20 protein-coding genes and 1 other RNA gene are annotated in these 22255 nt (G+C 64.7%); 7 read left to right on the top strand and 14 right to left on the bottom strand.

Going from position 1 to position 22255, the window contains the following annotated elements; translation table 11 throughout:
• Positions 1 to 133: 133 nt before the first annotated feature.
• The 8 genes from aspS to ACNKW1_RS08380 all read right to left on the bottom strand — a co-directional run bounded on the left by aspS (position 134) and on the right by ACNKW1_RS08380 (position 9166).
• Positions 134 to 1933: an aspartate--tRNA ligase gene (aspS, locus tag ACNKW1_RS08415; protein ID WP_418364139.1), complete on the bottom strand. Its 1800-nt coding sequence runs from the start codon at positions 1931 to 1933 to the stop codon at positions 134 to 136.
• Between the two features lie 80 nt (positions 1934 to 2013).
• Complete coding sequence (locus tag ACNKW1_RS08410; protein WP_418364138.1) at positions 2014 to 2640, bottom strand: DUF502 domain-containing protein; 627 nt, start codon at positions 2638 to 2640, stop codon at positions 2014 to 2016.
• 15 nt (positions 2641 to 2655) lie between these two features.
• Complete coding sequence (locus ACNKW1_RS08405; protein WP_418364137.1) at positions 2656 to 2910, bottom strand: FmdB family zinc ribbon protein; 255 nt, start codon at positions 2908 to 2910, stop codon at positions 2656 to 2658.
• A gap of 131 nt (positions 2911 to 3041) precedes the next feature.
• Positions 3042 to 3893 carry a prepilin peptidase gene (locus ACNKW1_RS08400; protein ID WP_418364136.1) on the bottom strand — a complete coding sequence of 284 codons (852 nt, stop codon included), beginning with the start codon at positions 3891 to 3893 and terminating at the stop codon, positions 3042 to 3044.
• Between the two features lie 3 nt (positions 3894 to 3896).
• Positions 3897 to 5126, bottom strand: a complete 1230-nt coding sequence (locus ACNKW1_RS08395) for a type II secretion system F family protein (RefSeq protein WP_418364135.1) — start codon at positions 5124 to 5126, stop codon at positions 3897 to 3899.
• 14 nt (positions 5127 to 5140) lie between these two features.
• Complete coding sequence (gene pilB / locus ACNKW1_RS08390) at positions 5141 to 6856, bottom strand: type IV-A pilus assembly ATPase PilB (protein WP_418364134.1); 1716 nt, start codon at positions 6854 to 6856, stop codon at positions 5141 to 5143.
• An 87-nt stretch (positions 6857 to 6943) separates the two neighbouring features.
• Positions 6944 to 8224: an HlyC/CorC family transporter gene (locus ACNKW1_RS08385; protein WP_418364133.1), complete on the bottom strand. Its 1281-nt coding sequence runs from the start codon at positions 8222 to 8224 to the stop codon at positions 6944 to 6946.
• 99 nt (positions 8225 to 8323) lie between these two features.
• Complete coding sequence (locus tag ACNKW1_RS08380) at positions 8324 to 9166, bottom strand: cytochrome C assembly family protein (protein WP_418364132.1); 843 nt, start codon at positions 9164 to 9166, stop codon at positions 8324 to 8326.
• 48 nt (positions 9167 to 9214) lie between these two features.
• Here ACNKW1_RS08380 and ffh point away from each other — a divergent pair, with 48 nt between their 5' ends.
• From ffh to gloA, 5 genes are read left to right on the top strand one after another with little or no spacing between them, the layout of a single operon-like run.
• Positions 9215 to 10585 carry a signal recognition particle protein gene (ffh, locus tag ACNKW1_RS08375; RefSeq protein WP_418364131.1) on the top strand — a complete coding sequence of 457 codons (1371 nt, stop codon included), beginning with the start codon at positions 9215 to 9217 and terminating at the stop codon, positions 10583 to 10585.
• Positions 10586 to 10614: 29 nt separating this feature from the next.
• Positions 10615 to 11379 carry an EI24 domain-containing protein gene (locus ACNKW1_RS08370; protein ID WP_418364130.1) on the top strand — a complete coding sequence of 255 codons (765 nt, stop codon included), beginning with the start codon at positions 10615 to 10617 and terminating at the stop codon, positions 11377 to 11379.
• 8 nt (positions 11380 to 11387) lie between these two features.
• Positions 11388 to 12137, top strand: coding sequence for a competence/damage-inducible protein A (locus ACNKW1_RS08365; protein WP_418364129.1), 750 nt, complete (start codon positions 11388 to 11390; stop codon positions 12135 to 12137).
• Positions 12134 to 12901 carry a M48 family metallopeptidase gene (locus tag ACNKW1_RS08360; protein ID WP_418364128.1) on the top strand — a complete coding sequence of 256 codons (768 nt, stop codon included), beginning with the start codon at positions 12134 to 12136 and terminating at the stop codon, positions 12899 to 12901. The genes ACNKW1_RS08365 and ACNKW1_RS08360 overlap by 4 nt, the downstream gene beginning before the upstream one ends.
• A gap of 26 nt (positions 12902 to 12927) precedes the next feature.
• Complete coding sequence (gloA, locus tag ACNKW1_RS08355) at positions 12928 to 13314, top strand: lactoylglutathione lyase (protein WP_418364127.1); 387 nt, start codon at positions 12928 to 12930, stop codon at positions 13312 to 13314.
• 1 nt (position 13315) lies between these two features.
• Here gloA and ACNKW1_RS08350 read toward each other — a convergent pair whose 3' ends face one another.
• Together ACNKW1_RS08350 and ACNKW1_RS08345 are read right to left on the bottom strand one after the other, a co-directional pair.
• Positions 13316 to 14434, bottom strand: a complete 1119-nt coding sequence (locus tag ACNKW1_RS08350) for an HD domain-containing phosphohydrolase (protein ID WP_418364126.1) — start codon at positions 14432 to 14434, stop codon at positions 13316 to 13318.
• Positions 14435 to 14503: 69 nt separating this feature from the next.
• Positions 14504 to 15748, bottom strand: coding sequence for a nitronate monooxygenase (locus ACNKW1_RS08345; protein ID WP_418364125.1), 1245 nt, complete (start codon positions 15746 to 15748; stop codon positions 14504 to 14506).
• A gap of 165 nt (positions 15749 to 15913) precedes the next feature.
• On the opposite strand from ACNKW1_RS08345, the gene ACNKW1_RS08340 reads away from it, so the two are divergent.
• Both ACNKW1_RS08340 and ssrA read left to right on the top strand, forming a co-directional pair.
• Positions 15914 to 16897 carry an MDR family oxidoreductase gene (locus ACNKW1_RS08340; protein ID WP_418364124.1) on the top strand — a complete coding sequence of 328 codons (984 nt, stop codon included), beginning with the start codon at positions 15914 to 15916 and terminating at the stop codon, positions 16895 to 16897.
• Between the two features lie 57 nt (positions 16898 to 16954).
• Positions 16955 to 17282: a transfer-messenger RNA gene (gene ssrA / locus ACNKW1_RS08335) on the top strand.
• 45 nt (positions 17283 to 17327) lie between these two features.
• On the opposite strand, the gene ACNKW1_RS08330 is transcribed toward ssrA, so the two are convergent.
• The 4 genes from ACNKW1_RS08330 to ACNKW1_RS08315 form a co-directional block, all read right to left on the bottom strand.
• Positions 17328 to 17753, bottom strand: a complete 426-nt coding sequence (locus ACNKW1_RS08330) for a DUF1850 domain-containing protein (protein ID WP_418364123.1) — start codon at positions 17751 to 17753, stop codon at positions 17328 to 17330.
• Entirely contained in the window at positions 17750 to 19783 is a 2034-nt protein-coding gene (locus ACNKW1_RS08325; protein ID WP_418364122.1) for a TRAP transporter permease, read from the bottom strand. The genes ACNKW1_RS08330 and ACNKW1_RS08325 overlap by 4 nt, the downstream gene beginning before the upstream one ends.
• Positions 19784 to 19953: 170 nt before the next feature.
• Complete coding sequence (locus tag ACNKW1_RS08320; protein ID WP_418364121.1) at positions 19954 to 20913, bottom strand: TAXI family TRAP transporter solute-binding subunit; 960 nt, start codon at positions 20911 to 20913, stop codon at positions 19954 to 19956.
• 151 nt (positions 20914 to 21064) lie between these two features.
• Complete coding sequence (locus ACNKW1_RS08315) at positions 21065 to 22255, bottom strand: CaiB/BaiF CoA transferase family protein (protein WP_418364120.1); 1191 nt, start codon at positions 22253 to 22255, stop codon at positions 21065 to 21067.

The raw sequence follows: 22255 nt of genomic DNA, 5'->3' as shown, positions 1-22255 counted from the left end.
TCACCGGATGCACGCCGACGGCGTGCCATGACCGAAGATTACGGCAGCCAGCGCAAAGGCTGAAGCCCCTGCAACGAAGAAAGAAGGTCTTCCTTGCAGGGGCTTCGCATGGGAGCGGGTGTCTGCCGGTGGATCAGCCGCGCTCGACCTCGACTTCGGTCTGCACCTTTTGGCGCAGGCGGATGTGCAGCTCGCGCAACTGCTTCTCGTCCACGCCGCTCGGCGCGTCGGTGAGCAGGCACTGGGCGCGCTGGGTCTTGGGGAAGGCGATCACGTCGCGGATGGACTCGGCGCCGGTCATCATGGTGACGATGCGGTCGAGGCCGAAGGCCAGCCCGCCGTGCGGCGGCGCGCCGTACTTGAGCGCGTCGAGCAAGAAGCCGAACTTGGCCTGCTGTTCCTCGGGACCAATGTTGAGCGCCTCGAACACGCGCGCCTGCACGTCGGCGCGGTGAATACGCACCGAGCCGCCGCCGATCTCCCAGCCGTTGAGCGCGAGATCGTAGGCCTTGGCGAGGCACTCGCCCGGGTTGGACTCGAGCAGGTCGATGTGCTCGTCCTTCGGGCTGGTGAAGGGGTGGTGGCAGGCGGTCCAGCGCTTGTCATCCTCGTCGTACTCGAACATCGGGAAGTCGACCACCCACAGCGGACGCCAGGCCTCGCCGGTAACGTAGCCTTTCTCGTGGCCGAGCTTGATGCGCAGCGCGCCCATGGCGTCGTTGACCACCTTGGTCTTGTCGGCGCCGAAGAAGATCAGGTCGCCCGACTGCGCGCCGGTGCGCTCGAGGATGGTGCGCAGCGCGGTCTCGTGCAGGTTCTTGACGATCGGCGACTGCAGGCCCTGCTCGTTGGGCTGGGTGACGTCATTGACCTTGATGTAGGCCAGGCCCTTGGCACCGTAGATGCCGACGAACTTGGTGTACTCGTCGATCTCGCCGCGGGTCAGCGCGTTGCCGCCGGGCACACGCATGGCCGCGACGCGGCCGCCCGAGGTGGCGGGGCCGCTGAAGACCTTGAAGGCGACGTCCTGCACCGCGTCGGTGACGTCGGTGAGTTCCAGCGTGACGCGCAGGTCCGGCTTGTCCGAGCCGTAGCGGCGCATCGCCTCGGCATAGCTCATGCGCGGGAAGGGCGCGGGCAGCTCGACGTCCATCGCTTCCTTGAACACGTAGCGGATCATCTCCTCGACCAGCGCGGTGATCTCGTGCTCGTCCATGAACGAGGTCTCGAGGTCGACCTGGGTGAATTCGGGCTGGCGGTCGGCGCGCAGGTCCTCGTCGCGGAAGCACTTGACGATCTGGTAGTAGCGATCGTAGCCGGCGACCATCAGCAGCTGCTTGAAGAGCTGCGGCGACTGCGGCAGGGCGAAGAACTGGCCCGGATGCACGCGCGAGGGCACCAGGTAGTCGCGAGCGCCTTCCGGCGTGCTCTTGGTGAGCATCGGCGTCTCGACGTCGATGAAGCCGGCGCCGTCGAGGAAGCGGCGGAAGGCCATCGTGGTCTTGTAGCGCAGCATCAGGTTCTTCTGCATCTGCGGGCGACGCAGGTCGATGACGCGGTTGGTCAGGCGCACCGTCTCGGACAGGTTCTCGTCGTCGAGCTGGAACGGCGGCGTGGCGGCGGCGTTGAGCACCTCGATGTCGTGGCAGAGGATCTCGATCTCGCCCGAGGTCAGGTTGGCGTTCTCGGTGCCGGCGGGGCGGCGGCGCACCTTGCCGCTCATCTTGAGGACGAACTCGCTGCGCACCGACTCGGCGGTCTTGAACATGTCGGCGCGGTCGGGGTCGCACACAACCTGCACCAGGCCCTCGCGGTCGCGCAGGTCGATGAAGATGACACCGCCGTGGTCGCGGCGGCGGTGGACCCAGCCGCTGATGGTGACGATCTGGTCGAGGTCGGCGGCAGTGACTTTTCCGCAGTAGTGAGTTCGCATGTCGGGTTCCGGATGTCGTCCTCCGGCGGCCAGCCGGAGGCTACGGTAGTTTCAGGTTCGGGGTGTGTGTGGCCGGGTCGTCATTTCTCGAGCTGCGCCGGAAGGTGGGGCGGTTTGCGCGAGGGGGGAGCGACTACCCCCATGGAAATGATGTACTTCAGTGCTTCGTCCACGCTCATGTCGAGCTCGATCACGTCGATGCGCGGAAGCATGAGGAAGAATCCCGAGGTCGGGTTCGGTGTGGTCGGCACGTAAACGCTGACGTAGTCACCCTGCAGATGGTTGGCTGCATCCCCTCCGGGCTTCCCGGTGAGAAAGGCGATCGTCCATGTGCCGTGGCGCGGATACTGCACCAGCAGGGCCTTGCGGAAAGCCTGCCCGTTGCTCGAGAAGAGCGTGTCGGAGACCTGCTTGACGCTGTAGTAGATCGACTTCACCACCGGAATGCGCGCAAGCAAGGCCTCCCACAGCTGCACGATCTTCTGCCCGAGCACGTTGGCTGCGATGAGGCCGGTGAAGAAGACGATGAGCAGGCTTGCGGCCACGCCTGTGCCGGGCAGGTCGAAGCCGATGTATTTGCGCGGGTGATACTGCTCTGGTAGCCAGAGCAGGATCGCGTCGAGCGAGCTGACGATCCAGGCGAGCACCATGAAGGTGATCGTCAGCGGAATCCAGATCAGCAGTCCGGTGATGAAGTACTTTTTCAAGGGGACAGGCTGCCGTCAGTGACAGGCACAACCGCCGCCGCAGCCGCCACTCGATGTGCTCTCGGCGGGTGCAGGGGCGGGGGCGCTGCCACCCTTGAAGTCGGTCGCATACCAGCCGGAGCCCTTGAGCTGGAAGCCCGCGGCAGACAGCAGTTTGGCGTAGCCTTCGGCTCCGCAGGACGGGCAGGTGGACAGTGGTGCATCGCTCATCTTCTGCAGGTGGTCTTTCTGGAAACCACAGCTCGGACAGCGGTATTCGTAGATGGGCATGAGAGGCTCCCCGAAAACAAGTGCGCAAGTCTAACGCAATGCAGCATAAGGAAAAAGCGCGCCACGGACTTCCGTGCGCGCGCTTCAGATGGGGGCGTGAGCGGCGGGCTTCAAGCCTCGTCGCGCCCGCTTCAGAGCAGGCCGAGGTAATGCTGCGTAAGCGCCTCGCCCCAGAACAGCGCAATGATGCCTGCTGCGGCAAGATAGGGGCCGAAAGGGATCGGCACGTTGCGACCATGGCGCGCGAAAACGATGAGTGCGACGCCGACGAGCGCACCCACCAGAGAGGAAAGCAGGATCGTCAGCGGTAGCACCTGCCAGCCCAGCCAGGCACCAATTGCGCCGAGTAGCTTGAAGTCACCGTAGCCCATGCCCTCCTTCCCGGTCGTCAGCTTGAATAGCCAGTACACCGACCACAGCGCGAGGTAGCCTGCCATGGCGCCGATCACAGCGTCGGAGAGCCCGGTGTAGGTGCCGGGCAGGTTGAAGGCGAGCCCCAGCCATAGCAGTGGCAGGGTGATGTCGTCCGGGAGCAACTGGGTGTCGAGGTCGATGAAGGTCAATGCGATCATCGCCCAGATGAACAGCAGGGCGCCGATCGCGGCAAGCCCGAAGCCGAAGTGCCAGGCGGCGTAACCGGACAGCGCTGCGGTCAGCAGTTCGGTGATCGGATAGCGCTTTCCGATACCTGCGCCGCAATGGCTGCACCGACCCCGCAAGAGCACGTAGCTGATCACCGGAATGTTCTCCAGTGCAGTGATCCGGTGGCCGCAATGCGGGCAGCGCGAGCGGGGCGTGGCAAGGTTGAAGCGCTCGCCCGCCGGCGTGTCCTCGCCGCGCAACTCGGCCGCCTGCGCCTGCCAGTCGCGCTCCATCATCACCGGCAGACGGTGGATCACCACGTTGAGGAAGCTGCCGACGAACAAGCCGAGCAGAGCCATCAGGGCGGTGAAAGCCGCCACGTTGTTGAGCAGATCCAGCATCGATCAGACGACTTGGCCGAGCTTGAAGATCGGCAGGTACATGGCGACCACGAGGCCACCGATGATGGTGCCGAGAAACACCATGATCAGAGGCTCGAGCAGTTGCGAGAGGCCGGCCACCGCATCGTCCACCTCCTGCTCGAAGAAGTCGGCGACCTTGCCGAGCATGGAGTCGAGCTGGCCCGATTCTTCGCCGATGGACACCATCTGGACCACCATGGTGGGAAAGACGTTCGCGTTCTGCATGGCAACCGTGAGGCTTGTCCCGGTGCTGACTTCAGCTTGAATCTGCCGTGTCGCCACCGTATAGACGTAGTTGCCCGATGCCCCGCCCACGGAGTCCAGGGCCTCGACGAGGGGAACCCCGGCGGCGAACATGGTGGACAGCGTCCGCGTCCAGCGTGCCACGGTGGCTTTGCGCACAATCTGTCCGATTACCGGAAAGCGCAACAGGGCTCGGTCCAAGGCGATCTGCATTGCAGTGGAGCGCTTGTACAGCCAGGCAATGACGAGGATCGTTCCGATCAGGATCCCGAAGATCAGGTACCAGAATTCGACGAAGAAGTCCGACATGGCGATGACGATCATCGTCGGGGCGGGGAGGTCGGCGCCGAAGCTGTTGAATACGTTCTTGAACTCGGGGATGACGAACAGCATCATCACCGAGACGACGAGGCCGGCCACGACGATCACCGCGGCCGGATAGAACAGTGCCGACTTGATCTTGCTCTTGATCGCGAGGATCTTTTCCTTGTACGTCGCGATGCGATCGAGAAGGTTGTCCAGGATGCCAGCCTGCTCGCCCGCGGCGACCAGGTTGCAGAACAGCTTGTCGAAGTGCACCGGGTGCTTCGAGAAGGCCTGCGAGAGGTTCGACCCGGACTCGACATCCGCGCGGATCTGATCGAGCAGGCGGGACAGCGCCGGGTTGCCCGAGCCCTTCATGGCAATGTCGAAGGCCTGCAGCAGTGGTACGCCCGACTTCATCATGGTTGCGAGCTGGCGGGTAAAGAGTGCGATGTCCTTGTCCTTGACGCGCCCGCCACGGGACATCCTCTGTTTCTTGACCTTGGTTGGCTGTATGCCCTGGCGGCGCAGCGTGGCATGTACGACCGCATCCCCCAGCGCGCGCATCTCCCCGCGCACCAGTTTTCCGGTCTTGTCCTTGCCTTCCCAGTTGTAGAGCTCTTCCTTGGGCCCGGTGTGTCGCACCGCCCGGCTTGCCGTTGCCATGAGTCGAACGTCCTTTATTCGTTGGTCGTCGCCAGTACTTCTTCCAGCGAGGTGATGCCCTGCTTAACCTTGCGCAGGCCGGATTGCCGTAGATCCTGCACGCCTTCACGCTGCGCCTGCGCTGCAATGTCCATCGAGTTGCCGCCGGTCATGATGATGTGGGCAATGTCCTCGCTGATCGGCATCACCTGGTAGATGCCGACGCGACCCTTGTAGCCGCTCCCCTTGCACCGGTCGCAGCCGGTGGGGCCCATGGGTTGCCAGCTTCCGTCGAGCTCCTCGGGGGCAAAGCCTGCCTCGATGAGCGCCTCGAGCGGGATGTCCACCGGCTTCTTGCATGAGCATAGCCGGCGGGCGAGGCGCTGGGCCGTGATGAGGATCACCGAAGACGCGATATTGAACGGTGCAACCCCCATGTTCTTGAGTCGCTCGAGGGTGGATGGTGCGTCGTTGGTATGCAGGGTGGACATCACCAGGTGCCCCGTCTGGGCCGCCTTGATCGAGATCTCGGCCGTTTCGAGGTCGCGGATCTCGCCCACCATGATGACGTCCGGATCCTGGCGCAGGAATGCGCGCAGCGCTGCCGAAAAGGTGAGGCCTGCCTTCTCGTTCACGTTCACCTGGTTGATGCCGGCAAGATTGATTTCCGCCGGATCCTCTGCCGTGGAGATGTTGATCCCCGGCTTGTTGAGGAGGTTGAGACAGGTGTACAGCGACACCGTCTTGCCCGAGCCCGTGGGACCAGTGACGAGGATCATGCCGTAGGGGCGCTCGATTGCGGCCAGCATGGCCTGCTTCTGGTCCGGATCGTAGCCAAGCGCATCGATGCCGAGCATGGCCGAGCTCGGATCGAGGATACGCATGACGATCTTCTCGCCGTGCAGGGTCGGCAGCGTCGATACGCGGAAGTCGATCGCCTTGTTCTTCGACAGCACGAGCTTCATGCGGCCGTCCTGCGGAACGCGCTTCTCCGAGATGTCGAGACGGGAGATGACCTTGATGCGTGCGGCGATCTTTTCCTTGAGTACCAAGGGCGGCTGGGCGATGTCGCGCAGGATGCCGTCGGTGCGCACGCGGATGCGGTAGAACTTTTCGTAGGGTTCGAAGTGGATGTCGGAGGCGCCCTCATTGATGGCGTCGATCAGCACCTTCTGGATGAACTTGACGACCGGGGCGTCATCGACATCGCTGCTGTCCTCCTCTTCGGCTTGCTGTCCTGGACCTTCCTGCTGCAGCAGGTCCATGTCGAAGGCCTCGCCGGTGAGGTCCTTGAGCGTTTCGGACGTTGACTCCGAAAGGCCCTCTACGATGCGCTTGAGCTTGTCCGCCTCGGCGATGACGAGATCGAGCTGCATGCCGGTCTGGAAGCGGATCTCGTCCAGCGCGCGCAGGTTCGAGGGGTCTGCAACGGCAAGCGTGATCCGGTTCTGGCGCTTGAGCAGGGGCACGACCTGATGCTTGGTGAGAAGCTTGCGGTCGACCGCATCGCGTGCAAACACCTGCGCGTCGAATGCGGAAATGTCCAGTAGCGGGTAGCCGAAGGTCTCCGCCGCGAAGTGCGCCATTGCCGTGCAGCTGACCAGGCCTTTTCCGGCGACTTCGAGTATGAAGGCGTTGCTGCCATCATGGGCTTGCGTCGAGCATGCGATCGCATCTTCTTCGCGCAGGTGCCCATGCTGAATCAATGCCCTGGCGAAGCCGCTCAGGGCCGGTTTGGAAGTTGCCGCCATACCTTGCTCTTCTCCGGAGTGCGGCCGATCTTGCACGTCGTGCCCGACCTTGTAAAGTGCTCTGTCATGCCATGTGTGATGCCTTCCTCAGGGCTGAGGCCGCTCCTGGAGCGGGCGATACAGGCGGGCAGTGCGCACCATGCGGTCTTCCGTCTGTACCACCTCCACCGGAGTATTGCCGATCTTCATTGATACGCCGGTCTCCGGGATGTCCTGGAGAAACTCGAGAATCAGGCCGTTGAGGGTCTTGGGGCCGTCGATGGGCAGATCCAGATCGAGGCGGCGGTTGAGTTCCCGCAGGTTGGACGAGCCGTCGACCAGCACGCTGCCGTCTTCGCTCCAGTTCATGCGGTTGCCGGCGTCCGGCGTGCTGGTGGTGAACTTGCCGATCAGTTCCTCGATGATGTCCTCGAGCGTGATCAGGCCGAGCAGTTCGCCGTACTCGTCCACGACGAAGGCCAGACGCTGCTGGTTCTCCTGGAAAAACTGGAGTTGCGAATACAGTGGTGTGTCGGCAGGAACGAAGTAGGGCCGTGCGAGCAGTTCGCGAATGCGCTCGATGTCGAAGTCCTGTTCCAGGGTGTCGCTGAGCAGGCGGCGCTGGTGCAGCACCCCGATCACGTGCTCGCTGTCACCGTCATGCACGGCCAGCCGGGTGTGAAAGCTGGTCGCGATCTGGCGCCGGATCTCTGCTTCCGGCTCGGAGAGATCGATCCCCTCGATCGCTCCGCGCGGCGTCATCACGTCTTCCACGGTGATGTTCTCGAGGTCGAACAGGTTGAGGAGGATGCTGCGGTGCTTGTGCGGGATGTAGTGTCCCGATTCCGCCACCATCGCGCGCAGCTCATCGACCGAGAGCCCAGTCTCGGCGTCCTTCCTGGGGTTGAGCCTGAACGTCCGCAGCAGCGCGCTGGAAAACAGATTGACGAACCACACCGCGAAATAGAACGTCCGCAGGAGTGCCGTGAGCGGATACGCGACGATCGGCGCGAGGCGGTCGGCATGCGTGGCGCCGACCACCTTTGGAGTGATCTCCGCGAACACCAGGATCGCGAAGGTCACCAGCAGCGTTGCCGCGCCGAGCACCCAGCGCTCATCGCCGAAAAGCTCCATCGTCAGTACGCTGACCAGGGTAGCTGCGGCGGTATTCACCAGGTTGTTGAAGAGCAGGATCACGCCCAGCAACCTGTCGGTGTGGGCGAGCAGGTCGAGGGCCAGGACTGCTCCGCGATGCCCCTGGGCAGCCAGGGAGCGGAGGCGGTAGCGGTTTGCGGCCATCATGACCGTTTCGGACATCGAGAAGCTGCCCGAGAGTATGAGCAGCACGATCAGTGCGACGACTTGGAGCGTCAGGCTAAGGTCCGACACGGGTAACGGGGTGTTGAGAGGGACCCCGAGTATTCGCGTGGGTCAGGACGCTGTCAACTCGCGCCCGGTACGCTCGAGCCCAGCACGCGCAAGGCCTGCTCAGGCCGCGCGGCCGAGCAGGACTTCAAGAACGAAGCGGCTGCCTACGTAGGCAAGCATGAGCGCGACGAAGCCCGCGAGCGTCCAGCGCAACGCCAGCCGTCCGCGCCAGCCCCACAGCCGTCGACCGAGCAGGAGCCCGCCGAACAGGAGCCACGAGATGAAGGCGAAGACCGTCTTGTGGTCCACCCGGAAGGCTTGCCCAAACAGGGTCTCGGAAAACAGCACACCGCTGGCGAGGGTGAGTGTCAGCAGCACGAAGGCAATGCCGATGAGGCGGAACAGCAATGCCTCCATGGTCAGCAAGGGCGGCAGCCCTGAGAGCAGGCGGCTGAAATGGGCATTGTGCAACTGGCGGCTTGCGATCGACATCAGCATGGCGTGCAGCGCGGCGAGGGTGAATAGGCTGTAGGCCAGCATCGCGATCACGAAATGCGCGCGGAATCCGGCTGAGGTGGCGTTGGCCAGCACATGGTCACCCGGGAACAGCAGCGGGATCAGACTGGCGATGGCCCCGGCAGGCATCACTGCCGCGTGCAAGCCGTCGAGCCGGGTGTACAGCGTTTCCACCCAGTAGAAGCACACTGCCAGCCAGACCATGAGGGAAACTGCAAGACCGAAGCCGAAGCGCATCTCGTCGCCGGGGAAGATGCTGACGTGCAGGGTCAGGCCGTGTGCAATCATCGCGACGAGCAACAGCAGGCGCTCGCGGGTGCTCATGCACTCGCGCCTTGCGCTCAGGCGCGAGACGCCCACGTCTCCTGCCATGCAGGTCCGCCAGAAGAAGACCCCGAGCCCGGCATAAAGCGAGGCGGGAAGCAGATGAAGTAGAATTGTGCCCATACGTAGCTGCAGTTTACTCCAAGTCACGCGCGGAAGGCCTCTTACACAATGCTCGACAATCTGACTCAACGGCTGTCCAAGGTCGTGAAGACCTTGCGTGGCCAGGCTCGCCTCACAGAAGAGAACATCCAGGAGGCCATGCGAGAGGTGCGCATGGCTCTGCTCGAGGCGGACGTTGCGCTCCCCGTGGTCAAGGACTTCGTCGCCCGAGTCAAGGAAAAGGCGGTCGGCCAGGAGGTGATCGCCTCCCTGACGCCCGGGCAGGCGCTGGTGGGTGTCGTGCATGACGAACTCAAGGCGCTCATGGGCGGTGCGCACGAGGGCCTGAATCTTTCCACTCAGCCGCCGGCGGTCGTGCTGATGGCCGGCCTGCAGGGCGCGGGCAAGACCACCACCACCGGCAAGCTCGCCAAGTTCCTGCATGAGCAGCAGAAGAAAAAGGTGTTGGTGGTGTCCACCGACGTCTATCGCCCGGCAGCGATCGAGCAGCTGAAGACGGTGGCCGCCCAGGCCGGCGTCGGCTTCTTCCCCTCCGAGACGGTGCAGAAGCCGGTCGACATCGCGCTCGCCGCGCTCGATTACGCGCGCAAGCATCACGTCGACGTGCTCCTGGTCGACACCGCTGGCCGGCTTGCGGTGGATGAGGCCATGATGGCCGAGATCAAGGATCTACATGTCGCAGCCAAGCCGATCGAAACCCTGTTCGTGGTCGACGCGATGCTTGGCCAGGACGCGGTCAACACGGCGCGCGCCTTCAACGAAGCACTGCCGCTCACTGGCGTCGTGCTCACCAAGCTCGACGGTGATTCGCGTGGCGGTGCGGCGCTGTCGGTGCGCCACGTCACCGGCAAGCCGCTCAAGTTCGCCGGTGTCGGCGAGAAGCTCTCCGGGCTGGAGCCCTTCCATCCGGACCGCATGGCCAGCCGTATTCTCGGCATGGGCGACATCCTCGGCCTGGTCGAGGAGGCGCGCCGTGGCGTCGACGAGGAGAAGGCGCGGGTCTTCGCGCAGAAGCTCAAGACCGGAAAAGGGTTTGATCTCAACGACTTCAAGGAGCAGATTGCCCAGATGCGCAAGATGGGCGGGCTGTCCTCGATGATGGACAAGCTGCCGGCGCAGTTCGCGCAAGCCGCGGGCAAGCTGCAGGGTGGGGCGGAAGAGAAGGCCATCTCCCGCATCGAGGGCATCATCAACTCGATGACCCCGCTCGAGCGCACAAAGCCCGAATTGCTCAAGGCCAGCCGCAAGCGCCGCATTGCGGCCGGCGCAGGGGTCACCGTGCAGGAGGTGAATCGCCTGCTCAACCAGTTCGAGCAGACACAGAAAGTGATGAAGCAGTTCTCCAAGGGCGGCATGCAGAAGATGATGCGCGCCATGAAGGGCATGATGCCGGGCGGGCTCCCGGGCATGCCGCGTTGAACGCTTGAGTCCGGAGGCGAGGTGGGCGAATGAAGGACATTCTGGTTGCCCTGGGACGCGCCGCGCGTAGCTTGGGACGGCGCGACATCTTCTGGCATCTGCTCTGGCCGGGGCTGCTCTCGGTCCTGGTTTGGGCCAGCGTGGCCTTCTATGCGTGGACGCCGGTCACCGGATGGATCTTCGAGCAGGTGAGCAACTGGTCCTTTGTCGGCGGCTGGATCTCGGCCTCGGAAACGACGGCGGCCATCGTGCTGGTGCTGGTTCAGATCGCCGCCGCCTTGCTGGTTGTGCCGCTGGTCTATGTCACCGCGGCGATGCTGGTGGCGACGATCGCGTTGCCGCTGATGCTCGAGCGCGTGGCTCGCAGCGACTACGCGGAAGTCGAGCAGCGTCGTGGCGGCTCCAACCTCGGTAGTGCGTGGAATTCGATCCTCGCGGGCGTCCTGTTCCTGGCCGCACTGCTGATCTCCCTTCCGCTCTGGCTGATTCCCGGAGCGGGCCTGCTGATTTCCGTAGGCCTCACGGGCTGGCTCAACCAGCGTGCCTTCGGCTATGACGCGCTGATGTTCCACGCCGACCGGGGCGAACTCCAGCGCCTGCGCGATGACTGGCGGCCGCAGATGCTCCTGCTCGGTGGGGGCACAGCATTGCTCGCTTACGTGCCGGTGATCAACCTGGTCGCGCCTGCCTTTGCCGGTCTCGCGTTCGTCCATTACATGCTCGAAACCCTGCGCCGCCATCGGCTCAAGTACGGCGTGACCGTGCTCGATGCAGAGCCCGGCGCCATTCGTTGAGAACCCTCATGAACTTCGGTGCTCTGATCATCGGCGACGAGATCCTTTCCGGCCGCCGCAGCGACAAACATCTGGCGAGGCTGGTCGAGCTGCTTGGCGCGCGTGGCCTGAAACTGTCCTGGGCGCGCTACGTCGGCGACGATTTTGCCCGCCTGGCCGAGACTCTGCGTCAGACCTTTGCCACCGGCGACGTGGTGTTCAGCTTTGGCGGCATCGGGGCCACCCCGGACGATCGGACCCGCCAGGCGGCAGGGGCGGCGCTTGGTCTGGAGCTCGCCCTGCACCCGCAGGCAGAAGCCGAGATCCGCGCCCGTTTTGGCGATGAGATCACACCCGAGCGGCTGCAGATGGGCGTTTATCCGGTCGGTAGCGAGATCATTCCCAACAGTTTCAACCGCATTCCCGGCTTTTCGATCCGGCAGCACTACTTCACCCCCGGCTTCCCGGTGATGGCGTGGCCCATGGTGGAGTGGGTGCTCGATACCCGGTTTGCCCATCTGCATCACGCCGAGGACTACGTCGAGCAGGCGGTGACCGTGTGGGATGCCTACGAGGGGCAACTCATCGGCCTGATGCGTCAGGTCTGCGCCGACTATCCCGACGCCACGTTGTTCAGCCTGCCTACCATCGCGGCAGAAGGGCAGCGCCGCTCGCTGGAGCTGGGCATGAAGGGCAAGGCCGCGCGCGTGGCCGATGCGATGGCGGTGATCAAGGCCGATCTCGGTGCCCGCGGCCTGACCTGGGAAGACAAGGCTTGAGCGCTCGCGGCCGCGTTGCGGCACAGGAGCAGGCGCACAGCCTCTTGGTCGAAGGAACGCGTGTCGACCTGATCCTGCGCCGCTCCGCGCGACGCTCCTTCGCACTTCAGGTCGACCACCGTGGCGCGCGTGTGGCGGTGCCCTTGCGCACTCCGCTGGACGAGATTGAGCGCTTCATCCACAGCCACGGCCGTTGGCTGCTGGACCGGCTGCAGGCGCGGACTGCGGTGCGCGCCGCGCCGGCGATGGACGTTGTCGATGGGGCCACGCTGCCGCTTTTCGGCTGCCCATTGACGCTTCGCCTGCACCCGGGCCGCAGCGTGCGCTGGCAGCTGGATGGCGCGCGGGAGGAACTCATGCTACCTACCGCCGTCGACACGCAACGTGCGCTCGTACGTGCGTTGCAGGCCCGGGCGCTTGCCTGGTATCACGGGCGGGTGGAGGAATGCTGTCATCGACTTGCGCTGCCCGTGCCGCCGGTGCGACTGTCGAACGCACGCACACGCTGGGGCAGTTGCAGTGTGCGCTCGGGTATTCGCCTGCACTGGAGGCTGGTTCATCTCCGCCCGGCCCTGATCGACTACGTGGTGGCGCATGAAGTCGCTCATTTGCTGGAGATGAACCACTCGCCGCGCTTCTGGGCGGTCGTCGAGCGTCTTTACCCGGGCTGGCGCGAAGCGCGGGCCCAGTTGCGCGAGGCCACGGCGACCCTGCCGGTCCTCACCTGCGCAGTCGGTTCTGCGGGCGGCGCACGGGAACATTGAACAAGCAAACGAACAGGACACCACCCATGCGAATTCTCCACACCATGCTGCGCGTCGGCGATCTCGACCGGTCCCTTGCGTTCTACACCGATGTGCTGGGCATGCGTCTGCTGCGCCGGCAGGATTACCCCGAGGGCAAATTCACCCTCGCCTTCGTCGGCTATCAGGACGAGGCCGAGGGCGCCGTGCTCGAACTCACCCACAACTGGGGAGTGACCGAGTACGCGCTCGGCACGGCCTATGGCCATGTCGCGCTGGAAGTTGCGGATGCAAAGAAGGCCTGCGACGAGATCCGTACACGCGGTGGAAAGGTGGTGCGCGAAGCGGGCCCGATGAAGCACGGCAGCACGGTGATTGCCTTTGTCGAAGATCCCGATGGCTACAAGGTCGAGCTGATCGAACGCAAAGACTGAATCAGTGCGGCGATTCCGGGGGCGACGGGATACCAAGCTCGTCGTCATCGCGGAAGCCCGCGTCGTCGTCGCGGAAGCGTACGCGAATCTCCAGCACGGCCTCCCAGGCATGCAGTAGCGCATCGACGCAGTCACCGTCGAAGTGCCGGCCGCGACCATCGCGCAGCAACGCAATCGCGCGCGACATGGGCCATGCGGGTTTGTAGGGGCGTGCCGACGTAAGCGCATCAAATACATCGGCCACGGCGACAATCCGCCCCTCGACCGGAATGTCCGTGCCGGCAAGGCCGTTCGGATAGCCGCTGCCGTCGAACTTCTCGTGGTGAGTCAGGGCGATCGTGGCGCCCAGGCGCAGGATGCTCGATGAGGAATCCTTCAGGATGTCATAGCCGATCTGGGAGTGGCGCCGCATCACCGCAAGCTCTTCCGTGGACAGCTTTCCTGGTTTGAGCAGGATGGTGTCAGGGATGCCGAGTTTACCCACGTCGTGCATCGGGGCTGCCAGCAGCAGGGCATCGGCCGACGCGGTCGAATGCCCCAGCTGTCGTGCGATCAGCGCCGAGTAATGTGCCATGCGCTGGATGTGCGCTCCCGTCTCCGGGTCGCGGAACTCGGCTGCGCGCGCCAGCCGGGTGACGGTCTCTTGTTCGCGGTCCACGATCGCCGCCGTCGCCTTGCGCACTTCGGCGGCGAGTATCTCGGCACGCTGTTGAGTGGCGAGATGGGCCTCGCGCAGTTTGAGCATGTTGCGCACCCGGGCGCTGAACTCATGGCCGTCGATCGGTTTCGTCAGGAAGTCGTTTGCGCCCAGATCCAGCGCCTGGTAACGCACTTCGCGCTCGTGGCTGGCAGTGACCATGAGGATCGGCAGGCTGTCCCGGTCGCGGTCAGCCCGTATCCGGCGCAGGAACTCCAGTCCATCCATCTCCGGCATCATGTAGTCGAGGATGATCAGGTCTGGCTCATTGCCCTGGCACCACGCAAGCGCATCGCGAGGCGCTTCGAAAGGGAGCGCGCGAGCCCCCCCGAGCCGGTCGACGAGCGAACGCATCAGGGCGAGGTTGAGTGGCGTGTCGTCGAGCACGACGACCTGCATCGATCTTTCGGGCAGACGTTCCATGCGCGCAAGTATTTCCTCTGCGGGCGCGCATGCCGAGGAACTATTCCTCGGCTGCCTGTCTGAGCGGAATCACTCCGGCAGGGCGATACGGCCCTCGGTGCTGAATTGATAATCCTTGAACACGTGCTCGGCGGACAGGATGCGGTAATCACCCGTCTCCCCGCAGACCGAGGTGTCCTTGAGTCGGTAAGTGTAGTGCCCGCAGGTCCAGCAGTCGAAGTTGCGCATGTGCGTGCACAGACAGGTCTTGTCGAAGACTTTCACCTTCTTTGCCTCGGGGTGCGCAGCCACCTCCCGGTTGTAGGCCTCGATGTACTGGCAGTTGCCGGTCGAATCGAGCAGATAGCCGTATGCTTCGCAGTTGGGGCGGATGCCGCTGCCGATTGCCGGGCTGCTCTTGAGCATCCGCATCGGGTAGCCGGTAGGCGAGATCTGGTTGACCTCGATCTGCTCTTCGCTTGCTTTGAAATAATGCTGCTTGACGTCGTCGGGCAGGCCGCATTCGGTGGTTACGGTGAAGCGGGTTGCAACCTGCACCGCAGCCGCCCCGGCGTCGAGGAAGTTCACCGCATCGGTGCCGGTGAAGATGCCGCCGGCCGGAATCAGCGGAATGTCGAGCTGCTGCTCGCGCAGCCAGTCGCGGATCTCGGTGACGATGGTGGCGAGATCGTACTCTGCCCAGTCGAGGCCGAACCCGAGGTGGCCGCCGGCGAGCGGCCCCTCGACCACAACGTAGTCGGGCATGCGGCCGGTACGGGCGCTCTTCTTCAGGAAGAGCTGCAGCGCACGCAGCGAACTGACGATGATGCCCAGTTGCACATCGCGGAAGCGCGGGTGGTCCTCGATCAATGCGAACGAGCCCAGATGCAGGCCGGCGGCGAGCGTGATGCCGTCGATGCCGTGATCCATCGCGGTGCGCAGGCGCACGCGCAGGGTTTCCTTCGGCGCGTTCATCGTCAGCTTTTCCATGCAGTTGATGAACACCATCCCTGGGCCGCGCTTGCGCTCCATGGTGCGACTGACGTGGGTCGCGGTGGCCTCGGCGATCAGTCCGAGGTCGAACTGCACCACTGACTTGTCGGCGTTGGCGACGTTGAACTTATACTGCTGCAGCTTGTTCTTGACGTACTTGGTGTTGTAGCGCCGGTCGGATACCGTCGGCAGCATGGCATCGGAAATGTGCCCGACTCCGCCCAGGCGTGCAGCCTCGAGTGCCAGGTCGGAAGTGGAGATGTCCACTCCCATACCCCCGACCATGATCGGCACGAGTTCGCTGGAACCCAGTTTCAGGCGGAAATCATCAACACGCTTCATTGCTTCGAGTCCGTTTGTTCGGAAGTCCCGCATTATCACCCGGCGAGGCGTTTCATTACAGCCCCGTGGCGCCCGTCGGCCGTTCGGGGCAGGCGTGCGGGTGATGCATCACCTGACTTATGATCCCGCGTGGGCATTTTAGTTTTCACAACGGAGGTCGACACCATGTTCAGGGCGGTTCTGATCGAGAAGGACGACGCAGGCTACCGTGCGTCGGTCAAGGCGTTGGATGAATCCACGCTGCCCGAGGGCGATGTCAGCGTACGCGTCGCCTATTCCTCGCTCAATTACAAGGACGGGCTGGCGATCACCGGCCGCGGTGCGGTCGTGCGCAAGTTCCCCATGGTGCCGGGCATCGACCTCGTCGGCACCGTGGAAGCCAGCAGCCACCCCGGCGTGGCAGTCGGCGATGCGGTGACCCTCAATGGATGGGGGCTGAGCGAGGTGCACTGGGGCGGACTGGCGCAACGGGCGCAGGTCCGTGGCGAATGGCTGGTGCCGCTGCCGGAGGCGTTCACCCCGCGTCAGGCGATGGCGATTGGCACCGCTGGCTACACCGCCATGCTGTGCGTGATGGCGCTCGAGCGCCATGGGGTGACGCCGGAGCGCGGCGAAGTGCTCGTAACCGGGGCGAGCGGTGGCGTGGGTAGTGTGGCGATCGCCTTGCTCGCGAAGCTCGGATTTACGGTCGTTGCGTCCACCGGCCGGCCACAGGAGGCGGATTACCTGAAGTCCCTCGGGGCCAGCGAGATCATCGACCGGAATGAACTCGGTTTGCCCGGAAAGCCTCTAGGCAAGGAGCGTTGGGCGGGCGTGATCGATGCGGTCGGCAGTCACACCCTGGCCAACGCATGTGCCACAACGAAGTATCGGGGCACCGTCGCCGCCTGCGGACTCGCGCAGGGGCTCGATTTTCCGGCGTCGGTCGCGCCTTTCATCCTGCGCGGCGTGACCTTGGTCGGCATCGACTGCGTGATGGCGCCGCGCGAGGATCGCCTGGAAGCTTGGCGCCGGCTCGCACGCGACCTCGACGTGAGCAAGCTCGAGTTGATGACCCGGGAGATCGGGCTCGACGAGGTGATCGACACCGCTACCGCCCTGCTCGATGGCAAGGAGCGGGGCCGTATCGTGGTGAACGTGGACCGCTGATCTGGTCGCAGGGCGAGCCTGCACGAGACAAGCGCTTACAAAGCTCGCCCGGTCGGATTGCGCCGAGGCATTGAATACGAAGGGCAACCTGCGTAAGATTCGTCGCATGGTTGTAATCCCGGCAATCTGGAGGCGTTCTGGACAGGGGTTCGATTCCCCTCACCTCCACCCAAGTGCATTCGGGAGTGTGCTTGGGTGGGGGTGTACCGGTTTCGACAGGGCGGGCAAAGGTGAGCAGGCAACCCGAGAGGCGACGGACGTAATCCGCGCAAATCCATAAACGCCAACGATGAGCGTTTCGCACTGGCCGCTTAAGGCCTATGCCGAGGCTGCTTGAGCCTTGTTACCAAAGAAAAGCCGGTGGGGACTTCGGTCCCCATCGTCATGTCTACGCCCAGGCCTGTTTGCGCCCAGGCCTCGCGATGGTTTCTCAGGGCGTTTGCCTGCAACCCCGCAGGGTCACTACGACGGCCTCTGCGGGCTGCGGCTCCAGTCCGGGCAGGTGGTCTGCGAGGGGTCGGCAGCGCCCGCCGGTGCAGAGTTCGTAGGGCGCGGCATACGCACTGTGTGTCAGTTCCAGCGCCTCGACGGCGCGGCTCACGCGGTAGTGCCAAACGCCGTCTCGGAGTTCGGCGCCAGCCGGAGGCTCCATGCCGGCACCCGAACCGCGGACCCGGGCTTCCATCAGCGCCAGCGCCCAGGACTTCGTGTCGCCTTGGGATCCCAGGTCGGCGGGCTGGATCTGCCAGTCTTCTTCCCAGCGCTGCTTCTCGATCGAGTGGGTCCACGCCAGGGTGAATCGCTCTGCGGGTACGAACGCCGCCAGCGTGCCGCTCAGCAGGCAGATGCCGATCATGTGCTCGCCACGACGCTGCGGCGCTGGCGCCAGGCCAGCCAGCCGAACAGAAGGGCCGCACTGCCCAGACCGATCTCGTCGGTGACCGGCAGTGCGGCGACGAGAAAGAGGGCGCTCAGGAAAGCCCAGATGCGCAGCGGCCAACTCACCGGCTGCCACAGATAGCCAATCGAGGCGACGCCCCAGAGCGCAATCGCCACCAGCGCCTTGAAGACGATCCATGCGACTGCGAGAACTGTCGGGTCGCCCTGCAGCATCAGCTCTGGTGCATAGACCGCCATGTAGGGCACGACGAAGCCCGCGAGCGCCACCCGCACCGCCTGCAGGCCGATGCGCATCCCTGACACGCCGGCGATCGGTGCCGCCGCGAAGGCGGCCAGTGCCACCGGCGGCGTGAGATCGGCCAGGATTCCGAAGTAGAACACGAACATGTGCGACACGATCAGCGGCACGCCCAACTCCAGCAGCGCGGGTGCGGCCAGTGAGCTGGTGATGATGTAGTTGGGGATGGTCGGGATGCCCATGCCCAGCAGCAGGCAGACGAGCATGGTCAGCATCAGCGACAGCAGCAGGTTGTCCTTGCCGAGCGAGATGATGGCGTTGGCGAAGGTGGTGGCAGCGCCGGTGAGGGTGAGCACGCCGATGATGACGCCCACCAGGGCGCAGGCCACGCCCACCGGAAGCGCGTGGCGGGCGCCGTCAGCGAGGGCGTTGGCGGCGATGCGCAGCGTGGCGCGCCCGCCGCTGACGAAGAAGCAGAGCAGTACGAGGCCGGCGATCACGCTCAGGATCGCGCTGATGCCCCATTTGAAGAAGCCGGCGCAGAAGACGCCCAGCGCGATCCAGAACGCGAAGCGCAGCGCATTGCCACGCAGGCGGAGCGCCACTGCAGCGCCAAGGATCAGCACCGCGGTCAGCGCCAGACCGACCATGCCCGAGAACAGGGGCGTGTACCCCGAAAACAGGAGCCCGACCAGCACCGCAAGCGGCAGCAGCAGGTACCACTGTCGCCTCACTGCTGCCCAGGGGTCGGGGCACTCGTCCTTGGGAATGCCGTGCAGGCCGGCGCGCCCGGCCTCGAGATGGACCATCCAGAACGCAGTGACGAAATAGAGCAGGGCAGGGATGATCGCCGCCTTGACGATCTCCACATACGCCACCCCGATCGTCTCGGCCATGATGAAGGCGACCGCGCCCATCACCGGGGGCATGATCTGCCCGCCCATGCTCGAGGTTGCTTCGACGCCGCCGGCAAACTCGGGCCGATACCCGAAGCGCTTCATCAGCGGAATGGTGAACTGGCCGGTGGTGACCACATTGGCCACGCCCGAGCCGTTGATCGTACCCATCATGCCCGAGGTGACGACGGATACCTTGGCTGGCCCCCCGCGCGTGTGGCCGACCGTCCCGAGGGCGAAATCGGTGAACAGCCGGATCATGCCGGCCTGCTCGAGAAAGGCGCCAAACAGGATGAACAGGAAGATGTAGGTGGCGCTGACGTAGGTTGGGATGCCGTAGATGCCCTCGGTGCCGAAGGTGAGGTGCTCGATGAGCTGGTCGAAGCCGTAGCCTCGGTGGGCGAAGTCACCGGGCAGGTGTTGGCCGAACAGGGCATAGGCGAAGAAGGCGGCGCAGATCAGCGGCAGCGCCGGGCCCATGATGCGACGTGCGGCTTCGAACACCAGCAGCAGGGTGAGGCTGCCGACGACGATGTCGGCTCGGGTCGGGTCGCCAGCGCGTACGATCAGATCCGATTCGAACAGCCAGTGATACGACGCGAGCAGAAGGGCGAGCACCCCCAGCAACCATGCGAGTGCGGGCACCGACCGACGTGGGAGCCAGTGCTGCATCAGCGCGAAGGTCATCAGCAGCATGAAGCCGACGTGAATCGCACGCACGACCTGCGAGGACAGCGGGTGGTAGGCCGCCACCACGATCTGGAAGGCGGAGAACGCGATTGCGATCAGGAACAGGGCGCGCCCCTGCAAGCCCTTGTCCCAACCGAAGGGGGCGACGTGTGCGTCCTGCATTTGACTGAGCCTGTGGGTGTGCCGCGGGTTGCATGCCTCACCGGCAGGCTTCGATCACAGGACAACCTCGATCCTGTGCGCTACCGTCTGCCCACCGGGGCGTGTGGTGAGGGGGGTGTCGGAAAGACGGCGTGGCGGCGCCTGGAGGAGGCGCCGTCACGCTGCCGGGCTCAGTTGAGCAGGCCCGCCTCTCGGTAGTAGCGCTCGGCCCCGGGGTGCAGCGGCAGCGGCAGATTGTCGGCCGCCCCCTCGGCCTGGATGCCGCGTGCGGCGGCATGGGCCGATACGAGCTGGTCGAGGTTCTCGAACATCGACTTGGTCTTTGCGTACACCACCTCGTCCGGCACTTCAGCGTGCGTGACGAGAATATTGCGGATCGCCACCGTCGGCACGTCCTCGGCCTGCCCTTGATACGTGTTCGCCGGGATCACGGAGGGTTGGTACGCCGCGTCCCCGATGCTCGCGACCACCTCGGCAGGGACGGGAATCACCGTGATATTGAGTGCATTGGCGAGATCGCGGATCGATGCGACCCCCAGCCCGGCGGATTGCAGGGTGGCGTCGAGCTGGCGGTTCTTGATGAGTTCGACGGACTCGCCAAACGGCAGGTATTCGACCTTGGCGAGATCCTCGTAGCTCATTCCCGCGCCCTTGAAGATGGCGCGTGCGTTCAGCTCGGTGCCCGAACGCGCTGCGCCCACGGATACGCGCTTGCCCTTGAGATCCGCCAGGCTGCGGATGCCGGAATCGGCGGCCGCAACGATCTGGATGTAGTTGTTGTAAATGCCAGCCAGACCCCGCAGCTTGTCGAGCTTGCTCTTGAAGCCGGCCTCTTCCACTCCGTTCCATGCCGCGGAAACGGAATCGCCCAGGGCGAATGCGACTTCGCCACGGCCCGCCTGCAGCAGATTGAGGTTCTCTGCGCTGGCCTTGGTGGACTGAACGCTGACGCGAGCGCTGGGCAGCGCATCGCCATACACTTTGGAGAGCGCGACACCGAGCGGGTAATACACGCCGCTGGTGCCGCCGGTCAGTACGGTGACGAACTGCTGCTGGGCGTGCGTGATGCCGCTGCCGACGGTGGCAAGTGCCGTGAACGCGGCGAGGCCGAGCGTGCGAATCAACTTCATGGTTGTCTCCTACCTGGTTGATCAGACAAATGGTCGTATTGGCTGAGGCCGGATCTTGTGCCCGGCTTGGGCGGTGAAACTGTGCGTCGGGCGGCACCCTGGAGGCAATGCGTGTTTGCCCGAACCTTGATACCCCGAAGGCGATTGAATTTCAGTCGATTGCGCCCTCCCTGCGCAGGGTTTCAATGCGCGCCTCGTCCAGCCCGAGGACGCGTTGGAGGACGTTCTCCGTGTGCTCGCCCACCGCGGGAGGCGCATGACGGTAGGCGGGTGGCGTCGCCGACAGGTGAAGCGGATTGGCGAGCTGGGGGATGCCGCCGATTTCGGTCCTCATGCGGCGGTGGCGGATCTGTGGGTCTGCGAATACGCGCGCAAGGTCGTTGATCGGGCCGCCTGGTACGCCCGCCGCCTCGAGCGCCCGCACCCAGTCGTCGGTACTGCGCATCACCGTCGTCTGACGCAGCAGCGGGATCAGGGTCTGGCGGTGCTCGACCCGTGCCGCGTTGCTCTCGAAGCGAGCATCCGTGATCCACTCCTCGCGCCCGGCAAGGCGACAGAAGGCGGCCCACTGGCGGTCATTGCCGATCGTGAGCACGATATCCCCGTCCGCGGTCGGAAAGGCCTGGTAGGGGACGATGTTGGGATGCGCGTTACCCATGCGCGTGGGTGCCTTGCCCGAAACCAGGTAATTCATGGCCTGGTTGGCCAGGCAGGCGACCTGTACGTCCAGCAGCGCAAGGTCGATATGCTGACCTTCGTTCGTGCGCTCACGGTGTGCGAGCGCGGCGAGAACCCCGACCGTGGCGTAGAGCCCGGTCAGGATGTCGGTGAGCGCCACGCCCACCTTCTGCGGTGGCCCGTCCGGCTCGCCGGTGAGACTCATCAGACCGCCCATGGCCTGCAGCAGGAAGTCGTAGCCGGGGCGCTCGGCATAGGGGCCGTCCTGCCCGAAGCCGGTGATCGAGCAGTACACCAGGCGTGGGTTGAGCGCCTGCAGGCTGGCGAAATCGAGCCCGTACCGCTTCAGCCCGCCGACCTTGTAGTTCTCGATCAGCACGTCGCAGTGCATGGCGAGTTCGCGCACCAGCGCCTGCCCCGCGGGATGGGTGATGTCCACCGCCACCGATTCCTTGTTGCGGTTGGTGGAGAGGTAATACGCCGCATCGCGCCGGCCGTCTGCTTCGAACCAGGGCGGGCCCCAGGCGCGGGTGTCGTCGCCGCCACTGGGGCGTTCGATCTTGATCACCTCCGCGCCAAGGTCGCCCAGCAGTTGCGAGGCCCACGGGCCCGCGAGCACGCGTGACAGGTCGAGCACGCGCAGGTGTGAGAGGGCGCCGGCCAT

The organism is Thauera sp. WH-2 (genome assembly GCF_048321015.1).
GTDB lineage: Bacteria > Pseudomonadota > Gammaproteobacteria > Burkholderiales > Rhodocyclaceae > Thauera.
Note: the sequence above shows the minus strand (reverse complement) of the source record. Positions and strands in the feature narration are given on the sequence as shown.